The sequence below is a fragment of the Microbulbifer regidiadema (SeqCode) genome, assembly GCF_052467605.1.
Window position 1 is genome coordinate 1,747,437 of the sequence record NZ_CP174316.1, and the last position, 24,174, is coordinate 1,771,610.

Consider the following 24,174-nt stretch of genomic DNA (forward strand, 5'->3'; position numbering starts at 1 on the left):
GTGTTATTGGCATAATTTTATCGTCACTTGGCCATAGCAACAGGTTAATTCAGTATTCGTACCGATTTAAGGAGCCTCTATCATAGGTTTGTACTCACCAAAGTCCATGATTTTCTATAGGCATTTCCGTAAGCTGCGCGAAATTCAGCAGTTTTTTGTACCAGTTCGAACAAGAGGGTATAAGTCTTGCACAGCTTGTTGAGCTTTTGACCAGAGAGTAGAGCGGTAAAATCGATATCTACGGGAAAGTAAAGCGGTGCTGAACGGTAATCCAAGGTTCTCAATAGGCCACTGCTGCCTCTCGAGGGTGCCCCAGGGAAATCAATATGGAGCTTTACCGAACTTTACACACCACACACTTTTTGTAGTAGGCGGAATTTTTTTAACAATAATTAAAAATAACGAATAGAAAATTCGCTACACCAAAGCAAAACCAGAAAAAACAATCGAGAATTATTTGAAAAAACCAAAAAAATAGCTGGCCTGGAGCTTTTCTGCGAGCGTAAATATCCCGTCCAACTCCGAATATAAGGAAGGGTTACCCGCAGAAAACTCCATAGCGCAATTCGAGCGTAAAAATATAAGGGCCCCTGAAAACCGCTCTGTAAAGTTGCCCCCCCCTGAAGAAATTCTGGCTATTTACAGCGGGCCGCACCCAACTTTTTAAGCCATCGAGATCCGCAGGGGTATAGCGGAATTATTCAGAGGCCTCAAGGGTTATTTTTAGCTGGCAAACAGCCCCGAAGATAAATAGCGGTCACCTCGGTCACAGACAATTGCAACAATCGTCGCATTCTCTAACTGCGCGGACAATCTCAAAGCACCGGCTACCGCCCCTCCAGAAGAAACACCGCAAAAAATGCCCTCTTCTTTCGCCAATCTGCGGGTCATCTCTTCGGCTTCCCGCTGCCCCATATCCATGACCATATCCACCTGCTCGGGAACAAAAATCTTTGGCAAGTAGGCCTCTGGCCAACGGCGAATCCCCGGAATACTGGAACCTTCGGTTGGTTGCAATCCAACAATTTGGATCTCGGGGTTTTGCGCTTTCAAATAACGCCCGCACCCCATAATTGTACCGGTTGTCCCCATTGAAGAGACAAAATGAGTCACTTTTCCAGCGGTCTGCTGCCAGATTTCCGGCCCAGTTCCCTCAAAATGCGCCAGGGGGTTATCGGTATTGGCAAACTGGTTAAGCACCAAGCCTTTTTTATCCTCCTGCATTTGCAGGGCCAGGTCCCGCGCCCCTTCCATACCCTCTTCAGCGCTCACCAGAATCAATTCTGCCCCATAGGCCGTCATTGAAGCCTTGCGCTCTTCGGTGGCGCTATCGGGCATAATCAAAATCATTTGATAGCCCTTGATTGCCGCCGCCATTGCCAGGGCAATCCCCGTATTGCCACTGGTCGCTTCGATCAGGGTATCTCCCGGCGCAATATAACCCGCAGCTTCCGCGTGGTTAATCATCGAGAGTGCCGGGCGATCTTTTACCGAACCTGCGGGGTTATTGCCTTCCAGCTTGAGCAAAACCGTATTGCTGGTATCACCGGGCAGGCGCTGCAACTTAACCAGCGGTGTATTGCCTACACAGTCAGCAATTGTTGGATAATCCATAATGCAATAAATTCCAGAAAAATCTTGCGGGAGACAAGTGTACAGCAAGCGCAACCGTGCACTAAATACCCTCTACTTTGCTCCACATCCCCTCCAGTTATTAAGGACCTTGAGCAACCCCGCAATATCTCTGCAGGACTTGCAGAGCGATTCACACACGGTATTGCGGCTTCTTGAAGTGACTAGGCATTCCTACGAATGCCACTAGATTGAGAACAACCTGCTGTCTAAGCCACTTCACCCCGCTCACTCACTATCCCAGCCTCTGAAATCAGCAAATTGAGACAAAAAGAGGCCGTATCTGTTGAGTGAAGGAGTGCGTTCAGATGTACATAGCGGTAAAATGAAGGGAAAATAATCCTACAAGGCCCCTTTTTACCATGGCCAAAGGCAACCCTATCCTCTCAATCGAGGAACCAGAGCAACCTAGATCCTTGCGAACCCTGGTATTCCGCCTCACCGTAGCACCCGCACTAATCCTGTCTCTGCTTCTCGCTTTCGTGTTTACCCTGCAACAAATGCACGATCGCCGCCAACTGCTGTTGAGTCACGGGCGAGCCAGTGCCGAGCAGCTGGCCGAATTAATAGAAATGAGTGGCGGCCATCCGGCTGAGTTGCGCATGGAATGGCTGCGCAAAAGCCTACTGGCACTTATGCTGGAAAAGGATATGGTCAGATCCGTGCATATCTATTCCACCGAATCCAGTACCAAGCGCGCCCTCAACCCCAGCACCGGGCTCAGCTTGCTAGCCAGTGCCGGCCCACACCCCCGCACCCCGGTCAACAAAGATCTACTCAAGCAGCGCGAATCCTTTATCTTCGAAGATGACGAGACTCTTCAAGTCCTACAGCCGCTGAAGGGGGATATCACCACCTGCTGGATCAGCATCGAGCTACATCGCCCCTACTTCCTGGTGGGCACCTACCAGGTTTTACTGGTGGGCCTGGTGGGGTTGATTCTCTGTACCCTGGCCGCGCTGGCCTGGTCTGTCATTATGTCCGAACGCTTTGCCCACAGCCTGATAAGAATGGGACGTACGCTGGAAGCCATTGGGCGGGGGGAGTTTGATCGACGCACCCATGAGACAGAGAACCGGGAGCTGGCGCAGCTGGGAAATCAAATTAATGAAATGGCTGAAAGCCTGTCCAATTACCAGCAGGAATACAAAGCGAACTTGTCGCAGTCCATGGATGACCTGCGCCAATCCCTGGACAGTATGGAGGAGCAGAATATTGAATTGGACCTGGCACGCAAGCGCGCCCAGGAGGTGAGCCGGATTAAATCGACCTTCCTCGCCAATACCAGCCATGAAATTCGCACGCCGCTAAATGGCATTATCGGTTTTACCAACCTATTGCTAAAAACGGGTATTGATGAGTTGCAGCAGGATTACCTGCAAACCATTTTGCGCTCATCAGAAAATCTGTTGACCACCATCAACGACATTCTGGATTTTTCCCGTATCGAATCCGGCAACTTGGTCCTCGACCATATCCCTATGGACCTGGGGCTACTGCTTGAAGAGACATTGCAAATACTGGCTCCAAACGCCTATGAACACCACTTGGAGCTGGTGCCCTTAATCGACCCCCAACTCCCTCCAACCCTGATTGGGGACCCACTGCGAATCAAGCAAGTACTGACAAACCTGATAGGTAATGCGGTGCGCAGCTCGGAAAATGGCAATATTCCCGTGCGCCTGTCGGTACAGAGCAGCAAGGATTCCGAACTGGTCCTGCGTATTTCCGTTACCGGGTTGGGCAACCGGATTGATGAGGCCGGCCGCCGGGAAATCCAGAGAGTTCTCACCAGTAAGTCCCCGCAGCTCACCCAGCAAATCAGCGCAAATGGTCTGGGCATGTCTATTGCTCGCAGCTTGGTTGAAAGGATGGGCGGCTGTACCGGTATCGAGGAAACTGCCAGTGACAGCAGCACTTGCTGGGTACAAATTTCCCTCCAGGCCGAGCGCAACCGCGGTATATACCCGCGCACTCAGTACCCAGGCTGCCGAATACTCGTTGCAGATCCCAACCCAACCACACGCGCCCAAGTGGCACAACTGCTCAGCCAGTGGAAAGTGGAACCCATTGAACTGGGGGATACCGATACCCTACAACCGGCAATTGAACAAATGTGGCGGCACGATGCCCTGCCCGACGCGGTTATTATCGATACTGCGGCGGCAAAGGGGGACTTCGATAGTTTCAGTAGCCAAGTGCAGTCACTGGTTGATGCCTATCAGTGCCGCGTCATCGTGCTCGGTCCACCGGCGGAATTGCGGCGCTGTTATGATCAGCTGCGCACCCGCACCCTCACCTTCCTCAGCAAACCGGTCACTCGCGACAATTTGCTGCGCTCACTCAAAAGGGCTGTCCCCCAGCAGGGACAACAGCGGGTTAGCAGTGGGGTGCAGGCCCTTCCATGGCCGGCCCCGCCACGCGTACTGGCTGTGGATGACCACGCTGCAAACCGCCGACTGGTCGGTGAACTCCTGCGCTCCCAGGATGTAGAAGTGGTTATTGCCGCCAGTGGCGAGGAGGCCCTACAGCACTGGCAGCAGGGGGCCTTCGACTTGGTGTTTATGGACATTCAAATGCCCGAAATGGATGGTATCGAAGCGACCCGCCTGATTCGCGAGCAAGAGACTGATCATCGCACCCCAATCATTGCTCTCACCGCTCACGCCGGTGCCGAAGAGAAAGCCCGCCTGCTATCCGCCGGGCTGGATGACTACTTGAGCAAACCTGTCAGCGAAGCCCAGCTCTCCCACATGATCAAACGCTGGCTCAAGATCATCACCCCTCAGGCTGTAGAGAAAGTTAAGCTCAAAGAGGTGCGCCTGGTAGATATCAGTGAGTGCCTGACTCTGGCCAATGGCGATGCCAAGCTGGCCAGGGATATGCTGCGCATGCTTATCGATGGGCTCAGCTCAGATGAGGTAGAGCTTGAGCGACTGCACAATCTCGGCGACTACAAGGGGATGTTCGAGCTCACCCACCGTATGCATGGGGGCTGCTGCTACTGTGGCGTCTCCCGCTTGAGGGAGTCCACCTGTGTTTTACAGGAGACGTTGCGCACTATTCAGGGCTCTGACAGCCAGGATTTTGACCAGCGCAAACTCAATGCCGTTCTCAGAGAGATACGGGCCCTAAGGGAGTGGGCTTCAGAGCAGGACCTGGATGCGCTGTTCGGTTTGGAAGTGGTCGCCTAGTGGGATTCAAATAGCACAAATGCCAAGGCGGAGTCTTTTTCATCGGACAGGCTGAGGTGAATCCTGTCTACACCAAGTGCTCCAGCCCGCTCTTTAGCTGCGCCCGCCAGGATAACCTGCGGCGCGGCCCCTTTGCGCCGGCGGACATCAATATCCTGCCAGGAAACCCCCTCACCAATCCCGGTGCCCAGGGCCTTCGCAACCGCCTCCTTTGCGGCAAAGCGCTTGCACAAGTACGCAGCCCGGGTGGCCTCAGCCATGGCATAGAAGTCCTCCCGCTCGCCTGCGCTGAGAACACGCTCGACAAAGCGATCGCCAAAGCGCTGCCACACCGTCTCGATCCGGCGGTAATTACAGATATCCGTACCAATACTTACAATCATTATTTTCCGTACACCTGTCGAAATAGCTCGCGACTTTGCAAGGGCCTGTCCCCCAGCACCCCGCGCAGCAGCAGGCGCGTTAAGCGCTTCGCTGGCGCCAGCGCGATATCCGCCCAGCCCCCTCCATTCATAGCCCTGTCCATACCCAGCAATTCCACACCAGAGAAATCCGCCTCTCCCAGACGCCCTCCACCAGGGCGATGCACAGGGATTAAACCCCGCTCAACGTCCAGGTGATAAACGCCCTGCTCAGTTACCGCCACGTCTTGTGGAGTACAAGTATTGAGCGATGGACAGTTGCCGAGCTCCAGCAATAGCTGCAACTCAAAGCGGCGCAACGGGCCCTCCAGCTCAAGGTTGGAGAGCCCTTCCAACTGGGAGAGCGAGTCCAGCAGGTTTTGATAGGCCGCGAACAGTGTATAGTGCGCCTCCCCTTCGGGAAGCAGTCTTACCATCAGCTCGTTGGCATAGAGACCGGCATAGACCGCTCGCCCTTTGAGCCAGAGTGGCACCCCCACATTTTCAACCGGGCCGAGCGTCTTGAGCGAGCCCGCCCCCATCAGGGTGACAAGCAGCGGAGTAAAAGGCTGCAACGCCTGTTGGCGGCGCTGCTTGTCGCGGCGGGCCCCACGGGCGACACAGCCCAAGCGGCCGTAATCGGGCGTGAAAAGCTCCAGAATCAAACTGGAGTCTTTATAGGGGCGCGAATGCAGGATGTACGCGGGCTGGGGCGGTTGCGGGCTTTTCATAGTGCCAGGGGAAAACGGCCCCGATGATTACTCGTCTCTGTAGCCCAGACTGCGCAAAGCCCGCTCATCATCGGACCAGCCAGACTTCACCTTGACCCACAAATTGAGCATTACCTTGTTGTCAAACATGCGCTCCATATCCTCTCGCGCCTGGCTGCCGATCTGCTTAATCCGCTCGCCTTTATTTCCGATCAGGATGCGCTTTTGACCGGACCGCTCAACCAAAATGGCAGCGCTGATATGCAGGACCTTCCCCTCCTGGGTAAACTCCTCCACTTCTACGGTGACCTGATAGGGCACCTCGGCACCCAATTGGCGCATAATCTTTTCGCGCACAATTTCTGCGGCGAGAAAGCGCGAGCTGCGGTCAGTCACCTGGTCTTCCGGGAAGAAGTGCTGCCCTTCGGGCAAGTGCTTCAAAATAACCTCTTCCAGCGCATCCAGATTTACATTGCGCAGGGCCGAAATCGGAACGATCTCTGCTTTTGGGTGCTGCTCGGCCAGGGCCTGTAACTGGGGCAACAGGTCCGCTTTATCTTCGAGCTGATCCACCTTGTTCACGGCAATAATCAGCGGGCATTTAATGCCGCGCAGCTTATCGGCCACCAACTGATCCGCCTCGCTCCAGCGAGTGCGCTCCACCACAAACACCACCGCATCCACATCCCGCGCAGCACTGGCCGCCGCCCGGTTCATATAGCGGTTGATCGCTTTTTCCTGGTCTGAATGCAGGCCCGGGGTGTCGACAAAAATAATCTGGTTTGGACCTTCGGTTTTAATACCGAGCATATTGTGGCGGGTCGTCTGCGGCTTGCGCGAGGTGATCGCGAGCTTCTGCCCCAGCAGGTGGTTCAACAGTGTGGATTTTCCCACATTGGGGCGGCCGACAATCGCGACGTAGCCACAGCGAGAAGGTTGTTCGCTCAAGAAATTTCTCCGAAAGAGTTGGAGGTCTCCGGGAGACCCGGAGCCAGAAGCGCCCCCGGCGATGCCGGAGGCTGTCAGTGCGATACGGGATATAAATCCGACGCAGCGCTTGTATTGTAAGGTTAGTCCTGCCCGGTAAGCAGCTTGTAGGCCTCAACCGCCGCAGTCTTTTCAGCATTGCGACGACTGCTGGCCTCACCCTTTACCGGCTGCGCGAGGCCACTGACACGACATTCCACCACAAAGTGCTGGGCGTGCTCTGCGCCAGAGACATCTACGACCTTATATTCCGGCAGCGGCTTTTTGCGTGCTTGCAGCCACTCCTGTAGGCGGGTTTTCGGGTCCTTCACAGTCTCCAGTGACAGTCCCTGCAAGCGCGGCGCAAACCACTCAAGCACCCGGGCACGCGCCGCTTCCAAGCCGGCATCCAAGTAGATAGCACCAATCAGCGCCTCTACGGCATCGGCGAGAATTGACGCCCGGCGAAAGCCGCCACTTTTCATTTCGCCCTCGCCGAGGCGCAGGCAATCGCCAATATCCAGCTCCCGGGCGAGCTTCGCCAGTGTTTCACCGCTCACTAGTTGAGCCCTCAAGCGGCTCAACTGCCCCTCGCGCCCATGGGGGAACTGCTCGTAAAGTGCCGCACCGATGGTGAAACCGAGAATAGAATCGCCGAGAAACTCCAGCCGTTCATTGTTACGACTGCCATGGGAGCGGTGGGTAAGAGCCAGTTCAAGCAGCTCGGCCTGAGCAAAATCATGGCCGAGGCGCTTGCAGAGGCGTTCCAGTAAAAGATCAGTCACGTTTGCGGAATTGCTCCAGATCAATCAGCGGATCACAGCAAAGTTCTGGCTTCGCCGTATCGAGCTGCTTATTAAACTTCATTACAACGTCAACGTTGTATATCAAGGGCTGGCGCAACTCGTAATCGATGCTCACCACAGACCCCTTTGTGCCGCGAATGACCTGTACCGATTTGGTCGGCTCTCCGCGAACATTGTTAACGAGGAAAAAGCGGCTCAGCTCTTTCTTGATTTGGCCGGCCGTCATACCTTCCAGGTCGGGACGCTTACCGAGGGTTTTTAGCCCCTCATTGACGTAGCGCGCATCTACATAGGCCGGTGCCATTTTGGATACACAGGTCAAAGCAAACCCCAGCACCGCGATGACCAGCAGCCACCCCCAGTAGCTCATGCCTCTTTGCCGTTGCAGAGAAAAGTTGAGTCTGTCACCCATAAATATGCCCTCCATCCTTTATAAATAACCGGGCTAGTGCCCGGCTGGTTTCATTATTGGATTGAGCCTACACGCTTAAAGCTGGGTAAACTGAGTAGTTTGTCCCAGTGCATCCAAATGGCGAAAGCTTTGCCAACGATGTCTTTCTCGGGAACAAAACCCCACTCCCGGCTATCGAGGCTGTTATCGCGATTATCGCCCATCATGAAATAGTGCCCCTCTGGAACAACACCACTGAAGTTGCTGTAGCGTCTGAGGTGAACACTTTTTTGCATCTCGTGGCGATAACCATCGAGGTCCTCCCACATAACCTCCGTTTGCGGGTTGCTCGGCGGAATAGCGCGAATCAACTCCTGGCGAGCCAGTTTACCGTTGACATAGAGCACATTATTTTTCAGCTCTATCTTGTCGCCCGGCAAGCCAATCACCCGTTTGATATAGTAGGTATTGTTGTTGTGCGGGGGGAAGAACACCATCACATCGCCGCGCTTGGGCTCACCCACGTCCATCACCTTGGTGCGGGATACCGGCAAACGCACACCGTAGGCGTACTTGTTAACCAGGATAAAATCCCCAATTTCCAGCGTTGGAATCATGGAGCCCGACGGGATCTGAAAAGGCTCAAACAGAAAAGAGCGCAGAACAAACACAAACGCGAGAATTGGGAAGAAAGACTTCGCGTACTCGACAACGACCGGGTCCTCCTGCTGATCGCCAACTTTTTTCTTGCGGTGACGGGCGAAAAACAGGCTGTCGACCAGCCAGATTCCTCCGCTAATCGTCACCAAGCAGAGCAGAATCAGAGGTAAATTGATATCCATTACGTTTCTCTACTATCCCTTATTTTTATCCTGGCGCAGAGCCTGCGCTCTACTGATCCACCTTCAGTACCGCCAGGAATGCCTCCTGTGGCACCTCAACACGGCCCAATTGCTTCATTCTGCGCTTACCCGCTTTCTGCTTCTCCAGCAGCTTTTTCTTACGGGTAACATCACCACCGTAACACTTGGCCGTCACATTTTTGCGCAGCGCCTTCACCGTGGTTCTAGAAACCACCTGGCCGCCAATGGCCGCCTGAATCGCCACATCAAACATCTGTCGGGGGATCAGCTCTTTCATTTTTTCCGCCATAGCGCGGCCCTTCTGCTGCGCATTATCGCGGTGAACAATCAGGGCCAGAGCATCTACGCGGTCGCCATTAATCAGGATGTCCAGGCGCACCAACTTAGCCGCTTCAAAGCGGACAAAGCTGTAGTCCAGCGAAGCGAAACCGCGACTTACAGACTTAAGGCGGTCGAAGAAGTCCATAACGACTTCGCTCATCGGCAGTTCGTAGCGCAGGGAAACCTGTGAACCCACGTACTGCATATCCTTTTGGATACCGCGTTTTTCCACACACAGAGTGATGACATTGCCCAGGTACTCCTGCGGAACAAGAATATTCACCTCGGCAATCGGCTCTCTCATTTCTTCGATAGAACCCACATCGGGCAGGCGCGATGGGTTGTCCACCATCACAGTCTCACCGTCTGACTGCTCAACTTCGTAGACCACGGTGGGCGCGGTGGTGATCAGGTCCAGATCGTATTCCCGCTCCAGGCGCTCCTGGATAATTTCCATATGCAGCATGCCGAGGAAGCCGCAGCGGAAACCAAAGCCCAGGGCATCGGATGTTTCCGGCTCATAGAACAGGGAGGCATCGTTCAGCGAGAGCTTCTCCAGCGCATCCCTAAAGGCCTCATAATCATCTGAGCTGACCGGGAATAAGCCGGCATAGACCTGGGGCTTAACTTTCTGGAAGCCCGGCAGCATATCGATGTCATCGGCACCCTTGGCATGGGTCAGAGTATCACCCACCGGGGCACCGTGAATATCCTTGATACCCGCTACCACAAAGCCCACTTCACCGGCGCGAAGCACACCGGTTTCATGGCGCTTGGGCGTGAAGATACCGACGCTGTCGACAACGTGGGCGCGACCGATAGACTTGGTAACGATCTTTTCTTTGGTTTTCAGGGTACCCTGAACGACACGCACCAGAGACACAACGCCCAGATAGCTGTCGAACCAGGAGTCGATAATCAGCGCCTGTAGGGGGGCATCCACATCGCCTTCCGGCGGCGGTACCATACGCACCAGATCTTCCAGCACATCTTCAACCCCAAGGCCGGACTTGGCACTACAACGGGTCGCCTCGGTAGCATCGATACCGATAATATCTTCGATCTCTTCTGCAACTTTCTCCGGGTCCGCCTGGGGCAAATCCATCTTGTTCAGAACTGGAATCACTTCCAGGCCCTGCTCAATGGCCGTATAGCAATTGGCAACTGACTGGGCTTCAACACCCTGGGCGGCATCAACCACCAGCAGCGCGCCCTCACAGGCCGCTAGAGAGCGGGATACTTCATAGGAGAAGTCCACGTGCCCCGGGGTATCAATAAAGTTCAGCTGATAGGTCTTGCCATCGCGCGCCGTGTAGTCGAGCGTCACACTCTGCGCCTTAATGGTAATCCCACGCTCGCGCTCGAGCTCCATGCTGTCCAGAACCTGTTCGGCCATCTCCCGATCGGAAAGGCCACCACAGTCCTGGATAAAGCGGTCAGCCAGGGTAGATTTGCCGTGGTCGATATGGGCAATAATGGAGAAATTGCGGATATGAGAGAGATCTGTGGCCACTGCGGAATAAAAACCCTTGCAAAATCAAATGATTAGCTGGCTGCTGTGCCAACTGTGTGGCGCAAGTCTAACAGAACTCATGGACAGAGGTGAGAGCTAGGTGGCCCAATGGGCCACCAATCACCCGAAAGCCATCAGCTTTCGATCTTAATTGTACGGAAAGTGGACTGTCCGGCACGGAAAAAACGAATCGGCAACAGCTCGTCTTCCGGCAGATCTTTCACAACGGTTTTGTAGTCACCGAGGTCATCCACCTCTTCAAAGCCGAGCTGAGCGATGATGTCGCCGCTGCGCAGACCCGCTTTAGCGCCGGGCTTGCCGGGAATCACCTGCTTCACCAGCACGCCAGTTTCCACATTCCAGCGCTGCTTCAGGACATCGGGGATCTCCTCAACCACCACTCCCAAGCGCCCCCCTACCGCAGAGCTGCGGTAGGCCGCCGTTTGAACGCCCTCATCAGCGGAGCCCGGCAGGGCGCCAACAATGACATTGACCCGCTCAGACTTCCCTTTGCGCATCAGTTCCACCTGAGCCTTTGTACCGGGGCGAATCTGACCAACTACGTGTGGCAGGTCGCCGCGCACACCAATTTCCTGGCCGTGGAAACGCATGATAATGTCGCCGGGAATAATTCCCGCGCGGGCTGCGGGCGACCCGGGGCTCACCTGTTCGATCAGAGCACCGGCGGGCTTATCGAGCCCCATCGCCTCCGCCATATCGCGACTGACATTGCTGATACCCACACCGAGCCAGCCCCGATCCACGCGCCCCTTCTCCTTCAGCTGGGCCACCACGTCCTGGGCGAGGCTTGCGGGAATAGCAAAGGACAGGCCGATAGAACCGCCGCTGCGGGTATAGATCTGGGAGTTAATCCCCACTACTTCACCATCCAGATTAAACAGCGGGCCGCCGGAATTACCGGGGTTGATCGCCACATCCGTCTGGATAAAGGGAACGTAATTTTCTTGACTCTCATTGGGGATACTGCGCCCCATGGCGCTGACGATCCCGGCGCTGGCGGAGTAGTCCAGACCGAAAGGAGAGCCAATAGCGACAACCCACTCCCCCACCTGGAGATCCTCGGAATCTCCCCAGCGCACCGCCGACAGATCATCCGCATCAATCTTCAATAGAGCCAGATCGGAGCGCACATCCCTGCCGATAATCTGCGCCTCGTATTCGCGGCGGTCGGTCAGCGTCACGGTGACCTGATCAGCACCATCAACCACGTGATTGTTGGTTACGATATAACCGTCTTCAGAGATGATAAAGCCGGACCCCATACTCGCTACCGGGCGCTGCTGACGCTGGCGCGGCTCGAACAGGTGACGGAAGATATCGGGAATTTCCTGCTGAAGCTGCGGCTGACTACTGCGACTAACACGATTGCGATCAACCGTATTGATTTTGACAACCGCCGGGGAGTTATCTTCGATCAACTCCGTGAGTTCAGGCAGTCCGCGAGCACTGGCAACCCCGGAAATCAATAGACAGATAACCAGTAGATATTGTGTACAACTTTTAACCATAGGTTTGTTACCCCTAGTGATCCCTTCTAATATGAAACCATTGGATTTGCGAGTCCCTTCAAGGGCGAGCCTTGGCATGTCCAGCCCTTTCGAGGACTCTCAGTAACGACTTAGTGGCGATCCAGTCACCAAAGTTCTACAACAGACTGTAAAACTGTGTAAAGAGCTAATGATGCCCGAAATGTGCCCGCGCTCCGAGCGCGGCCAGTTTCACCAGTCCACAGAGCGCTACGGTAAAAGTGTTTTGGGCGCCCCTCTGCTCTATTTCCCCGCGCAAACTGGCAGTCACCACGGCCTTATAATGGCCGGCACGCACGGGGATGAAGTGGCCGCAGTCGTCGCACTGTCCTGTGCGCTGCGGGCGCTTACCAGCCACGCACTGAGTCACCACGTCATCCTCGCGATCAATCCGGACGGCTGCCAGCTGGGCACCAGGGCCAACGCGCGCGGCGTAGATCTCAACCGCAATTTCGCAACGGCAAACTGGGATAGCGAGGGCAGTGTCTACCGCTGGAATAGTGCCGCCGAAAAACGCGACGTTCGTCTGAGTACCGGGGATAGCGCTGCCTCTGAACCCGAGACCTCGGCACTCTGCCAGCTGATTGCCAAACTGGTGCCCACCTGGACCGTCTCCATTCACGAACCCCTGGCCTGTGTCGAAGACCCCAGCAATAGCCCACTGGGGATGCAGCTTGCCAGCAACTTCAAACTGCCGCTGGTGGGAGACGTGGGCTACCAAACTCCGGGCTCCTTTGGCACCTGGTGTGCCGAGCAAGCACTGCCCTGTATTACCCTTGAGTTTCCCCCCATCTCCGCTGACGCCGCCAGCGAAGACTACCTACAGGCCCTAATCGAGCTACTCACTTACGCCCAGTAAACCCTACCCGCCTCAAAGCGCAGCGGCGGTTCCACATCTCTGGCCAGCCAGGTGGGGCCATCGAGGTCCAGGAAGCTCGCCCGACGCCCCAGGGGCCAGGCAGCGCGAATCGCTCGCGAAGTGCACAGCATACACCCCAACATAACCTGTAAACCGAGCCCCGCCGCTGCATCCGCCAACGCCTGCGCCTCGGTAATTCCACCGGTCTTATCCAGTTTGATATTGATCATGTCATAGCGCTTAACCAGCTTCGGCAGATCATCCCGGGTATGACAGCTCTCATCAGCACAAATGGTCAGCGGGTGCTCAAAGGTCTCCAGAAACTCATCCTCGCCCGCCGGCAGAGGCTGCTCCAACATTGCCACCCCCAGCTCGCTCAAATCGCGACATCGCTGCACCAGCGTCTCAGCCCGCCAGGCCTCGTTGGCATCAATCACTAACCTGGCTTCGGGTGCCGCCGCTCGAACTGCCGACACCCTCTCCTGCACATGCCGGTCATCGAGCTTTAACTTGAGCACAGCAACCCCAGCTTCAGCAGCGACCCGCGCGGCGTCCGCCATTGCCCTGGGGCTGGCCACAACCAGAGTTTGTACGGTAGGGAGAGCGTCGGGCGCAGGGTGTTGGCGCCCGGAACGCTTGGCCTCCCAATCTACCAGCGCACAGTCCAGTGCATTTCGCGCAGCCCCGGCAGGCATATGCCGCTGCAATTGCGCTCGCGTCAGCCCACTGGCCACATCTTTAAGCACAGGCTGTAATTGATCTAGAACAGAGGTCACACTCTCCCCATAGCGGGCGTAAGGTGTGCACTCACCAACTCCGGTAACACCGCTACCGCTAATCTCCACCACCACAACCTGGGCTTCGGTGCGAGCGCCACGGGAAATAACAAAAGCAGTACGCAAAGGCCAGCGCTCATCGAAACAGCGAGCCCGCATCGGGAGCCTCTCCAGGCAGAAAAAGGAATTTTCAGTTTAGGTCAGGAAGGGAAAATATCGCCGTCGCGATCAATACCCTCGCTATTTCTGCGAGGGCTCAATCTGTAGCAGCACCGGGGTATAGGTGGGGTTGCCGGACTGGTATCCGCTGTACCAGCGAACACCCAAAGCGCCGGCGACCAGGCCGAGCAATGCCCCCACTACCGCGCCGGGCTCTGCAAACAGCAAATCCCCAATCAGCGCAGCCAGCACCAATGACATCAGAGGAAGGAGGTAAACCAGCAGAGCACTGCTGGTCAGGGCATTCTCGGTGATACCGATAACGGCAGTATCATTGAGGTGAATTTTATCGGCGGGAAAGCCGTTTAGGGCGACCCTGACCCGGGTCGAGGAGGAAAACAAATCGCCCAGCAGCCCGGTTCCACAGCTGGACTTGGTAGAGCAGCCACTACAGGCGCTGCTCTGGGTGGCCTCCACCCAGATCGCGTCAGATTCTATCGCCACTACCCGGCCACGCTCTTGCAGCACCTATACGCTCACTTAGCTCTTTGCGCTAATCGAGCTGGCGACACGGCGGGCAGTAGCATCGGGGATTTCACCCACCACAGTAACCGTGTAAGCAACACCCTCCAGTTCGAGCCGGTCCACATAAAACACTGTGGCTCCACGCATAGCCCGCCCTTTGACGTCCTCAAGTTCCGAACCGAGGCGCTGTACAAATACGGAGAACACCCCCAGGCCATCGCTAAACACCATCATATCGCCATCGGACAACGGCTTGACCGAGACCACCCGAAAACCTTCGGGCAGCCAACCCACCTGCCAGCGGCTCTGTGAAGCGGTGCAATCATTTCGATTGTCGATGCGACGGGCATTGCTGGAGACCGCTTGCAAAGCGGCATCCTCAACCGGGGAGAGATCCAGTTGCACAAACTGATAGCGCTCCAGCACTCGGCCCTTGGTGCTTACCAACATTGTCTTCAGCGGCAACCCGGTCTGCCTATCGAGGCTCACGACCAGGCCCAGGCGATAGCGATCCCGAGGGCGCGCTTCGATGACCACGGCTTCGCGATCCGCAATGCGCTCCTCACCCCGCAGGATAAACTGGTAGGCCCGCTGCACCTGCTGCTGCCCCACCGAACTCCACGCGGTGGCGCGATTTCTCGGCGAGGTACTGATATCGCAGTTTCCGGCACTGCCGTGGCTGATCAACTCTCTCGGCTCGCCGCTCAGGTAGCGCACACGCTCTACCTGTTCACCCTCTCGAACCCCGTGAACGACCTGCAAAGTCTCCAGGAGGCCCGCGTGTTCGAAGGTGACCAAACCGCTATATTCGAGCTCGGTTACCGCTTTTGCCAACTTGGCCAGCCAGTGCTCAATCTCATTGCTATCCGCTGCACCCGAACTGACCAGGCCACTCTGTGCTGCGGTATTGAGATTGGTGGCACCAGGAGTTACCGCCTCCTGCACCGATACGGTGCCCAGCCCCCCCTCGGGAGCTGCAGCGGAGCTGTCCAGCTCAACTGCGCCCTCGCCCGTCACAGCCATCGCTGCCACAGCCGGCGCGGTCGCGGGGGGCGTCGCCATATCGAGATTAATCGTGGTGGGGGCAGCGGGCTCAACCCCGGCGCCGACCTGAGCAGATGCGATAGATACCGACAGTGAGGAGGCCAACAGCAAACCGTTGGCCCAGAGAGCCCTACTGAGGATTCGACGTCCCCTGGTTTCGACTTTCGTCACACTACATACCAACTTGTTCGCCGTAAGTGGCGCGAGCAAAGGGCACCATACCCTGAGTGCCCACATGAGCGGCTTGTTCTGAATGCTGAATCATTACGCGATTCAGGTGGCGTATCAACTCGGGAGTGACCGCCTGCTGAATAACGGCCTGGCCCACAACACCGGTGCGCTGCTCCGGCACAAAGCGGGGCGCCGCTGTGCTCACAGAGCGCGTGGAGGGAGCGGGCACATAGAAGCCGGAGGGCTGTGGCGCCGACTGAACCACCGGCTGAACCTCACGCTCTACCGATGCCACCGGCTGACTGGTCCCCGGCATGGTATTCTGCGGAGACTCTGTCATTTGCTGCACACCCAAAATAGCGGCAAAAGCCACCGTCGCGGCAACAGCACCACGGGACAGCGGGCGCCACCAGCGATTGTTGATCAAACTGCCAGCAACCGCAGATCCCCCATTGCCGCCTTGGGACAGGGGCTCTTCCTCGTCGATGGCGGCAGAAATACTCGCTGCAAGGCCGACGTCAACCGGTGCGACCTGTTCGCGGCGCATCACGCTGGCCGCGAGCTGGTAGCGCGACCAGCGCTCACCCAACTCTTCAGAGGCCGCGCTGGCCTTCAGAAGCCGTTGCAGCTCCAGTTCGCTGACTTCGCCATCCATGAGCGCCGAGAGCGACTCGTTAAGACGTTCCTGATGATTCCCGTGGGACATAGGGGTTAACCCTCTTGTGCAATCATTTATTCGGTGCCCACAAGCACCATATTTGGTTAACTGTTATGACCGGAGTCTGAGCGGTTGGTTTCCCCGACCGGGAAAATTTTCCGCAAATTTACCCCCTGTCACCCAGTGTTTCCGGCTCGCCGGCCATCACGGCCTGGACCGTCCGGTCTATCGCCTCCCGTGCGCGAAATATTCTAGAGCGCACGGTACCCACCGGGCATCCCATAACCTCGGCGATTTCCTCGTAGCTCAGTCCCTCAAGCTCCCTCAGCGTTACCGCTGAGCGCAGATCCTCAGGCAGTGCGCGGATAGCGCGGTGCACCGCCGCCTCCAGCTGGTCGCGAAACATCTGGCTCTCAGGTGTCTCGTTATCGCGCAGCAGGTCGGCACCCGAGTAAAACTCGGCATCTTCCAGTTCGACATCGGAAGATGGCGGCCGACGACTGCGGGAAACCAGGTGGTTCTTAGCGGTATTGATCGCAATCCGATACATCCAAGTATAAAAAGCACTCTCGCCACGAAAGTTGGCCAGAGCGCGATAGGCCTTGATAAAGGCCTCTTGGGTTACATCCTGTACTTCACTGTGGTCCTTGATGAACCGACTCACTACAGCAACAATTTTGTGCTGGTACTTGAGTACAAGAAGGTCAAACGCGCGCTTGTCCCCTTTTTGTACCCGCTCGACCAGCTCGCGGTCACTCGTTGACGCCTGATGCGCTGTCATCCACAACTCCCATATCCAGCCACACTGCGGGTGCCACAAATTTTAACTGCGGGGCTACCGGCGCAGGCGTTTCTTTTACTGTGTTGATGACAATGACAATAGGACATAAGTTCCACGTCAAATCGACGAATAATCAGGAAGCGCTATACTACGCGACCCTTAAACATAATTGAAATCTATGAATGCCCAGGCAAACTACGACGTTCTCGTGATTGGAAGCGGTGCCGCAGGCCTTACACTGGCTCTGCACCTAGCCTCCCAGTACCGCGTGGCCCTGCTCTCCAAGCAGAGACTGCAAGATGGCTCCACCTGGTTCGCCCAGGGAGGCATCGCCGCAGTGCTGGATGAGATGGATTCGGTTGAGTCGCATATTGCAGACACATTAGACGCGGGTGCAGGACTCTGCCACCCCGCTTCAGTGCGCTTCACCGTAGAAGAGAGCACCGCCGCAATCCGCTGGCTGATCGACCAGGGAGTAGACTTCACCCGCGAGGAACAGGGCTACCACCTCACCAAAGAGGGTGGACACAGCCACCGGCGCATTATTCACAGCGCCGACGCCACCGGCCGCGCAGTGCACAGCACCCTGATCAGCAAGGTGTTGAACAGCCCCAATATCGACTGCTTCGAACACCATGTCGCCATCGACCTGATCCGCCAGCCGGACCCGGACAAGGGCCGCTTCCGCTGTGCCGGCGCTTATATACTCAACAAAAATACCGATGAGGTTGAACTGCTCCAGGCCAAGGCCGTCGTCCTGGCCACCGGCGGTGCCAGCAAGGCCTACCTCTATACCAGCAACCCCGACGGCGCCAGCGGCGATGGCATCGCCATGGCCTGGCGCGCCGGTTGCCGGGTGGCCAATATGGAGTTCAACCAGTTTCACCCCACCTGCCTCTACCACCCCAAGGCCAAAGCCCTGCTGGTGACCGAGGCACTGCGCGGTGAAGGCGCCCTGCTCAAGCTTCCCGACGGCAGCCGCTTTATGGATCGCTTCGACAAGCGGGGGGAGTTGGCACCGCGGGATATCGTCGCCCGCGCTATCGACCACGAGATGAAGCGGCTGGGTGCGGACTGTCTCTACCTGGACATTTCCCACAAAGACCCGCAGTTTGTGCGCGACCACTTTCCCACGGTCTACAGCAACTGCCTCCGCTACGGTATTGATATTACCCGTGAGCCCATTCCAGTGGTGCCCGCCGCCCACTACACCTGTGGCGGCATTATGGTCGACCGCCACGGGCGCACGGATCTGGACCAGCTCTACGCGATCGGCGAAACCACCTTTACCGGCCTGCACGGCGCCAACCGCCTCGCCAGCAACTCCCTGCTGGAATGCCTGGTCTACGCGCGCTCGGCGGCACTGCATATCGATGAACACCTGAATGAAGTACAGGCGCCCCGCCCGTCTCCAGCCTGGGACGCGTCGCGGGTCACCGATTCCGATGAGGATGTGGTGATCTCCCATAACTGGGACGAGCTGCGCCGCTTTATGTGGGACTACGTAGGTATTGTGCGCACCCGCAAGCGGCTCTTGCGCGCCCAGCACCGGGTAAAATTGTTGCAGAAAGAGATTCTCGAGTTCTACGCCAATTACCGTATCAGTAATGACCTGGTCGAACTGCGCAACCTCTCCCTGGTATCGGAGCTGATTATCCGCTCCGCCCTGGACCGCCGCGAAAGCCGGGGGCTGCACTACTCCCTGGACTACCCGAAACTGCGCGAACTGGCGATGGACACCATTCTGGTACCAGAGAATTTTGCCGGCCAGCGCCAGTTTATTTAACCGGCGGATTGTGGGGCCGGCCTACTGCGGCGGCCCCGCAGTGCTAGCGGGAATAGCGCAGCGCTACCTGGAGCCTGCGCCAATCCTGCGGCGCCAACATATCCCTGGCCAGCACCAAACGCAGTCGGCGCCCCGCCCTGTCCCGAGCGTTAATCACCACCAACCAGGACCACAGCACCAACTCACCAGCAAAATGGAATTCGCGGTTCTCAAGGCCACCGGCGCGCCAAAACCACCTCCGCTCACGGGTCGACAAATGCCCCCGCACCGCTTTCAGCCGACGCAACTCTATCCAGGCGTAAATCATAACGAGCAAACTGGCCAGCACAGATAACGGCGGTGGCAGGTTGCACAGCCAAATGAGCAGGACCGCCAGAGCGGCGATCAATAAAAGGAGCAGGAACAAGAGAGAGGAGGGCGCAACGGCGCAATTTAAGCGGGCGCTGCGCTCATAGAGCAATAGCGCTGGGCTATTCCTGGAGTCCGGTGTTGTCACGAATAATCTGCACTATGCGCTGCAAATCCGGATCAGCCGGATCTTCACGGCGCAAAAACCAGGCGAACAGGTCCTGATCCTGCTCGTCCAGCAGGCGGATATAGCGCTGCTGATCCTCCGGCGCCAAGGTCTCATAAACATTATCCAGAAACGGCAGCAACACCAGATCCAATTCCAACATGCCACGGCGGCTGGCCCAAAACAGGCGGTTGCGATCCATACTTCTTTCCAACCAGATTAAAAGTGCAGTATACCCCCTGCCCCACCAAACTTGAAAAGGGCGCAAAGAACCCCAAATATTGCCCCGAATACAATTGCAGGTGGCAGGATTATGGATCAGCAACAGTGGCAGGATTTTCTCGGCAATGAAGGCGCCATTTGGGAGGGCGGTAGAGCGCACTTCCCTCTCACCAGTCGCGAAGACCCACAGAGTCTACACCTGCTGGACCTGGGCCCCAGCGGAGCTATATCGATTAGCGGCCCCGACAGCCAAAAATTTTTGCAGGGGCAGCTCACCTGCGACCTTATCAACCTGCCGGATGGACACAGCACCCTGGGTGCCCACTGTAACCCCAAGGGCCGCATGATCAGTGCCTTCAGCGCACTGAAACTTTCACAGGGCGAGTTCGTCTTCCGGTTGCCGAGAAACCTGGCCCCTATCGCCCAACAGGCGCTGGCCAAGTACGCGGTATTCTTCAAAACAGAACTGCGCGATATTAGCGATGAAACCCACTGGCTCGGCCTACAGGGGCGCAATGTCGCAGAGCGCGCAGCCACACTACTGGGCGTTGAGCCCCCCTCTGTCGGCGGGGTAATACCGTTTGATTTCGACGGTGAGCGCGGCATGCTCCAGTCTGTAAACGAGCTGCAACTGGCCATTTTGATACCGTCCAGCAAGGCGCAGCAACTGTGGCAAACACTCTCCCCCCAGTGTGAGGCTACCGGCTATGACCACTGGCAAGTGCGGCAAATCGAAGCCGGCATTCCCCAGGTGGACGCCGCTACAACAGAAATGTTTATTCCGCAGATGACCAACCTCCACCTGCTCGGCGGCGTCAGCTTTAAGAAAGGCTGCTACACCGGCCAGGAAGTGATTGCCCGCATGCAATTTCGCGGTGCCGCCAAGCGCCGCCTCTATCGGGCCAGCTGTGCTGCGGGAGACCTCCCCCAGCCGGGTATGGAAATTTATGCAGATGGGGCGCAGAGTATCGGCAACTTAGTGGAGGCCTGCCGCAGCGAGGAGGGCATCCAGCTGCTCGCCGTACTCACTATTGCAAAGGTGGCCGCCGGTGAAACCTTGCGTCTAAAGGATGGCCGCACCCTGGAGATCGAAGAACTGCCCTACGATGCCGATGCCGACCCCCTGGCTTAACCCAAAAAATATTTTTGATAAAAAGGCGGCCACTAGGGCCGCCTATCAATAGATTAAGCTACCTGAAAACTACAAGCGAGCACAGGCTCAATATCCTCCTGCGGGCTGTTTAAGCACTGGGATTCACCCATAGGCTCCCCACCGAAAGCCGCCATCGCACTTACCAGGCTATCTGCCATATCCACCTGTAGCGCTGCGTCAGAAGTGGTATAGGAACTGCTATCAACGTCCTCTTCCTCAGCCGCCTGAGTCAAAGCACTCGCCATCAAATCACTGCTAGCGGCAGCATCCGAGGCTGGCAGCGCCTCAAGAAGGGCGGGAATATTTGCAGCGGGTATTGCATAACCACCATCGTTGGGCTGAACATAACTGATGGCATTATCTCCACCCAAGAAGTGCCCTTGAACCCGCAGCTGCTGATTTAGATCCGCATCGACAAGAATAACGAGATCATCACCATCCTGATGGAAGCTGAGCTGGTCTCTGCCAATACCATCGGTGAGCAAAATCCAATCCGTACCGCCGCCAGTATTATCAATGGTATCGATACCGCCATTTGCACCGTAATAGTAGTGATCATCGCCAAGGCCTCCGACCAGCAAATCATTACCGTCCTCACCGGATAGAATGTCATTGCCGTCTCCGCCGTAAAGTGCATCATTACCGGAGTCACTGTTGGTGCCATTTCCTCCAATTAGGAAGTCGTTGTCAGCGCCACCGAGCAGTTCATCATCACCGGACATACCGAACAGAGTATCATCACCTTCGAGGCCTTTTATCTGGTCGTTGCCAGAGGTCCCGGCCAGCTGTTCACCACTGCTTGTCCCCTCAACGACACTGTCGAAGTCCTCTTCAGGCTCTTCACCCTCACCGGTTTCCTCACCGTTATCTGTACCCGGCAGAGACTCGAGCAAATTGGAAATTGTCGCTGCCGCGATAGCGTAATCGCCATCATCTGGCTGCACATAGCTAATCGCTTTATCACCGCCTTCAAAATGCCCCAGAACCCGAACCTGCTGTTCCAAGTCAGAGTCGACCAGAATAATCAGGTCATTGCCATCCTGGTGAAAACTGAGCTGCTCCCTGGTAATACCATCCGTGAGCAGAATCCAGTCGGTACCGCCACCGGTATTGTCGATGGTATCCACTCCACCATTAGCACCGTAATAGTATTGGTCGTTACCCAGACCACCGATCAGCAAGTCATCGCCATCCTCTCCAGACAAGATGTCATCACCATCCTCACCGTACAGGGTGTCATTGCCAGAGCCGCTATTGCTACCATTTCCGCCGCTCAGATAATCATTATCCGCACCGCCCAGCAGCTCATCATCACCGGACATACCAAACAAGACATCATCGCCGGCAAGGCCTTTTAGCTGGTCATTGCCCGCTGTCCCCACCAATTGTTCACCGGCATTTGTACCTTCTACAACCGTATCAAAGTCCCCTTCCGAGCCTTCCTCGCCCCCATTATCGGTACCGGGCAGTGATTCCAGCAGAGCGGGAATCGCCGTTGCCGCAATCGCGTAGCCACCATCATTTGGCTGTACGTAACTAATGGCTTGGTCTCCCCCCTGAAAATGATTCAGCACGCGAATTTGCTGATTCAAATCAGAGTCAACCAGGATAACTAAATCGTCACCCTCCTGGTGGAAGCTGAGCTGATCTCTGGAAATACCATCGTTGAGTATGATCCAGTCAGTACCACCGCCCGTGTTATCGATAGTATCCACACCACCATTGGCGCCGTAGTAGTACTGGTCATCTCCAACACCACCAACAAGCAGATCATTACCATCCTCACCGGATAGGATGTCATTGCCCTCTTCGCCGTAGAGCGTGTCATCGCCAGAGTTACTATTCATACCATTTCCCCCTATGAGGAAATCGTTACCTTCTCCGCCGAGCATCTCATCGTCGCCTGACATACCAAATAAGGTGTCATTGCCCTCTAGACCACTAACTTGATCATTGCCTGATGTACCAGCCAGCTGCTCGTCACTTGACGTACCTTCGATAACCGCATCAAAGTCGCTACTAGCCGCAGCGACAATCTGGTTAATTTCACTCTCGGTGAGCGCGAACTCCTGATTCGAGGGATCATCTCCATTGGGCTGGATATAATCAATTGCATAATCACCGCCCAGGAAGTGGTTCACTACGCGAACAGACTGCTCGGAATCTTCATCAACCAAAATCACTAGATCATCGCCATCACGCTGGAAGCTCAAGCGATCCCGCCCAATTCCACCATTAAAGAAGAGCCACTCTTCACCGCCGCCGGTGTTATCGATAATGTCTTGGCCATCGCCGGGGTAGTAAACATAGCGATCATCTCCCTCACCGCCAATAAGGGTATCCGCGCCCTCCCGGCCAATCAGCGTATCATTACCTCCATTTCCCACTAAAATATCATCCCCCTGCTCACCGCTAAGAGTGTCATCAGCCTCCGATCCAGAAATGGTTTCTGCTGTTTCTGCCTCTGTTAATGCTAACTGACTGGATTGATCATCAACATCGCTAAGCGTAGAGCCGCTGTCATCACGGATAACCGTATTCAAACTATCCTTACCTTGATCGGACACAGAATCTGTTTCTAATGTAGAGTGAACTTCTACTTCAAGTTCTGACTTTGCAAAAGAATTTTCGATCATTTTTTATCATTCCTTAATAATTAAAACCATCTTGGGAAATGCAAACTCCCTACTCATGCTATCGAAACATAAATAGAAAGAGATTCCCGAAAAGGAATAAGAAAGGCCCACCCAACGTTTAGATATAACACGCTGACATCAAACACCTAACTATTATTCCTTTGAATTACCTTACTCTCTGACTAGTTAACTTTTAAATTTTCGCCTTTAATTACTCCTCTTTACACTCACAAAAAATCCAATCCTTATCCATAATATCTCTTGCAGATAACAGACCAATCAGACTCCAAACAAGAAAACGGGATATAACATCAAGAAAGATATGCCGCACTATATGGCTACACTCTCACCTTAAAACACACACAAAACTCATATAACGACCTTAATACGCCCAATCACTTGCAAACACCCAAACGAATAAAGTCAAGTAAAATTCTTCCAGCAAAGCAAGGCGATAAAGTTTAAAGACCCAATAAATCCATCTACCAGAACCCCAAGTAACAGGGCACAGGGGCACAAGGGCACAAGGGCACAAGGGCACAAGGG

General features: G+C 55.7%; 21 protein-coding genes. 4 read left to right on the plus strand and 17 right to left on the minus strand.

The window, feature by feature from the left end; all coding sequences use genetic code 11:
• Positions 1 to 723: 723 nt before the first annotated feature.
• Positions 724 to 1,614: a cysteine synthase CysM gene (cysM, locus tag ACJJIF_RS08290; protein WP_444931749.1), complete on the minus strand. Its 891-nt coding sequence runs from the start codon at positions 1,612 to 1,614 to the stop codon at positions 724 to 726.
• Positions 1,615 to 2,048: 434 nt separating this feature from the next.
• Between cysM and ACJJIF_RS08295 the strand changes: the two genes are divergently transcribed.
• On the plus strand, positions 2,049 to 4,826 hold the full coding sequence (locus ACJJIF_RS08295; RefSeq protein WP_444931750.1) for a response regulator: 2,778 nt from the start codon (positions 2,049 to 2,051) through the stop codon (positions 4,824 to 4,826).
• On the opposite strand, the gene acpS is transcribed toward ACJJIF_RS08295, so the two are convergent.
• The 8 genes from acpS to ACJJIF_RS08335 all read right to left on the minus strand — a co-directional run bounded on the left by acpS (position 4,823) and on the right by ACJJIF_RS08335 (position 12,326).
• The gene (acpS, locus tag ACJJIF_RS08300; protein WP_444931751.1) at positions 4,823 to 5,209 is read right to left on the minus strand and encodes a holo-ACP synthase; all 387 of its coding nucleotides are present in this window, start codon (positions 5,207 to 5,209) and stop codon (positions 4,823 to 4,825) included. The two genes, ACJJIF_RS08295 and acpS, sit on opposite strands and share 4 nt — an antisense overlap.
• Positions 5,209 to 5,958 (minus strand): DNA repair protein RecO, encoded by a 750-nt coding sequence (gene recO, locus ACJJIF_RS08305; protein ID WP_444931752.1) that lies wholly within the window; start codon positions 5,956 to 5,958, stop codon positions 5,209 to 5,211. Before recO ends, acpS begins: the two co-directional genes overlap by 1 nt.
• Positions 5,959 to 5,985: 27 nt before the next feature.
• On the minus strand, positions 5,986 to 6,885 hold the full coding sequence (gene era / locus ACJJIF_RS08310) for a GTPase Era (protein WP_444931753.1): 900 nt from the start codon (positions 6,883 to 6,885) through the stop codon (positions 5,986 to 5,988).
• Positions 6,886 to 7,007: 122 nt separating this feature from the next.
• Positions 7,008 to 7,688 carry a ribonuclease III gene (gene rnc / locus ACJJIF_RS08315; RefSeq protein ID WP_444931754.1) on the minus strand — a complete coding sequence of 227 codons (681 nt, stop codon included), beginning with the start codon at positions 7,686 to 7,688 and terminating at the stop codon, positions 7,008 to 7,010.
• Positions 7,681 to 8,121 carry a DUF4845 domain-containing protein gene (locus ACJJIF_RS08320; RefSeq protein WP_444931755.1) on the minus strand — a complete coding sequence of 147 codons (441 nt, stop codon included), beginning with the start codon at positions 8,119 to 8,121 and terminating at the stop codon, positions 7,681 to 7,683. The genes rnc and ACJJIF_RS08320 overlap by 8 nt, the downstream gene beginning before the upstream one ends.
• Positions 8,122 to 8,174: 53 nt before the next feature.
• Positions 8,175 to 8,942, minus strand: a complete 768-nt coding sequence (gene lepB, locus ACJJIF_RS08325; protein ID WP_444931756.1) for a signal peptidase I — start codon at positions 8,940 to 8,942, stop codon at positions 8,175 to 8,177.
• Between the two features lie 49 nt (positions 8,943 to 8,991).
• Positions 8,992 to 10,797: a translation elongation factor 4 gene (gene lepA / locus ACJJIF_RS08330; protein WP_444931757.1), complete on the minus strand. Its 1,806-nt coding sequence runs from the start codon at positions 10,795 to 10,797 to the stop codon at positions 8,992 to 8,994.
• A gap of 134 nt (positions 10,798 to 10,931) precedes the next feature.
• Positions 10,932 to 12,326 (minus strand): Do family serine endopeptidase, encoded by a 1,395-nt coding sequence (locus ACJJIF_RS08335; protein ID WP_444931758.1) that lies wholly within the window; start codon positions 12,324 to 12,326, stop codon positions 10,932 to 10,934.
• A gap of 172 nt (positions 12,327 to 12,498) precedes the next feature.
• On the opposite strand from ACJJIF_RS08335, the gene mpaA reads away from it, so the two are divergent.
• On the plus strand, positions 12,499 to 13,203 hold the full coding sequence (gene mpaA, locus ACJJIF_RS08340; protein WP_444931759.1) for a murein tripeptide amidase MpaA: 705 nt from the start codon (positions 12,499 to 12,501) through the stop codon (positions 13,201 to 13,203).
• Here the strand turns inward: mpaA and ycjG are convergent.
• The 5 genes from ycjG to rpoE all read right to left on the minus strand — a co-directional run bounded on the left by ycjG (position 13,191) and on the right by rpoE (position 17,317).
• Entirely contained in the window at positions 13,191 to 14,138 is a 948-nt protein-coding gene (ycjG, locus tag ACJJIF_RS08345) for an L-Ala-D/L-Glu epimerase (RefSeq protein ID WP_444931760.1), read from the minus strand. The genes mpaA and ycjG overlap by 13 nt on opposite strands.
• 81 nt (positions 14,139 to 14,219) lie before the next feature.
• Positions 14,220 to 14,666, minus strand: coding sequence for a SoxR reducing system RseC family protein (locus ACJJIF_RS08350; RefSeq protein WP_444931761.1), 447 nt, complete (start codon positions 14,664 to 14,666; stop codon positions 14,220 to 14,222).
• 12 nt (positions 14,667 to 14,678) lie between these two features.
• On the minus strand, positions 14,679 to 15,878 hold the full coding sequence (locus ACJJIF_RS08355; protein WP_444931762.1) for a MucB/RseB family sigma factor regulatory protein: 1,200 nt from the start codon (positions 15,876 to 15,878) through the stop codon (positions 14,679 to 14,681).
• A 1-nt stretch (position 15,879) separates the two neighbouring features.
• Positions 15,880 to 16,584 (minus strand): sigma-E factor negative regulatory protein, encoded by a 705-nt coding sequence (locus ACJJIF_RS08360; RefSeq protein ID WP_444931763.1) that lies wholly within the window; start codon positions 16,582 to 16,584, stop codon positions 15,880 to 15,882.
• 118 nt (positions 16,585 to 16,702) lie between these two features.
• Entirely contained in the window at positions 16,703 to 17,317 is a 615-nt protein-coding gene (rpoE, locus tag ACJJIF_RS08365) for an RNA polymerase sigma factor RpoE (RefSeq protein WP_282931954.1), read from the minus strand.
• Positions 17,318 to 17,495: 178 nt separating this feature from the next.
• Between rpoE and nadB the strand changes: the two genes are divergently transcribed.
• Entirely contained in the window at positions 17,496 to 19,103 is a 1,608-nt protein-coding gene (nadB, locus tag ACJJIF_RS08370; protein WP_444932330.1) for an L-aspartate oxidase, read from the plus strand.
• Positions 19,104 to 19,146: 43 nt separating this feature from the next.
• On the opposite strand, the gene ACJJIF_RS08375 is transcribed toward nadB, so the two are convergent.
• Together ACJJIF_RS08375 and ACJJIF_RS08380 are read right to left on the minus strand one after the other, a co-directional pair.
• Positions 19,147 to 19,599 carry a protein YgfX gene (locus tag ACJJIF_RS08375; RefSeq protein WP_444931764.1) on the minus strand — a complete coding sequence of 151 codons (453 nt, stop codon included), beginning with the start codon at positions 19,597 to 19,599 and terminating at the stop codon, positions 19,147 to 19,149.
• Positions 19,574 to 19,819, minus strand: a complete 246-nt coding sequence (locus ACJJIF_RS08380; protein ID WP_444931765.1) for an FAD assembly factor SdhE — start codon at positions 19,817 to 19,819, stop codon at positions 19,574 to 19,576. The genes ACJJIF_RS08375 and ACJJIF_RS08380 overlap by 26 nt, the downstream gene beginning before the upstream one ends.
• 111 nt (positions 19,820 to 19,930) lie before the next feature.
• Between ACJJIF_RS08380 and ygfZ the strand changes: the two genes are divergently transcribed.
• Positions 19,931 to 20,971: a CAF17-like 4Fe-4S cluster assembly/insertion protein YgfZ gene (ygfZ, locus tag ACJJIF_RS08385; protein ID WP_444931766.1), complete on the plus strand. Its 1,041-nt coding sequence runs from the start codon at positions 19,931 to 19,933 to the stop codon at positions 20,969 to 20,971.
• A gap of 53 nt (positions 20,972 to 21,024) precedes the next feature.
• On the opposite strand, the gene ACJJIF_RS08390 is transcribed toward ygfZ, so the two are convergent.
• Positions 21,025 to 23,628 carry a calcium-binding protein gene (locus ACJJIF_RS08390; RefSeq protein ID WP_444931767.1) on the minus strand — a complete coding sequence of 868 codons (2,604 nt, stop codon included), beginning with the start codon at positions 23,626 to 23,628 and terminating at the stop codon, positions 21,025 to 21,027.
• Positions 23,629 to 24,174 lie beyond the last annotated feature (546 nt).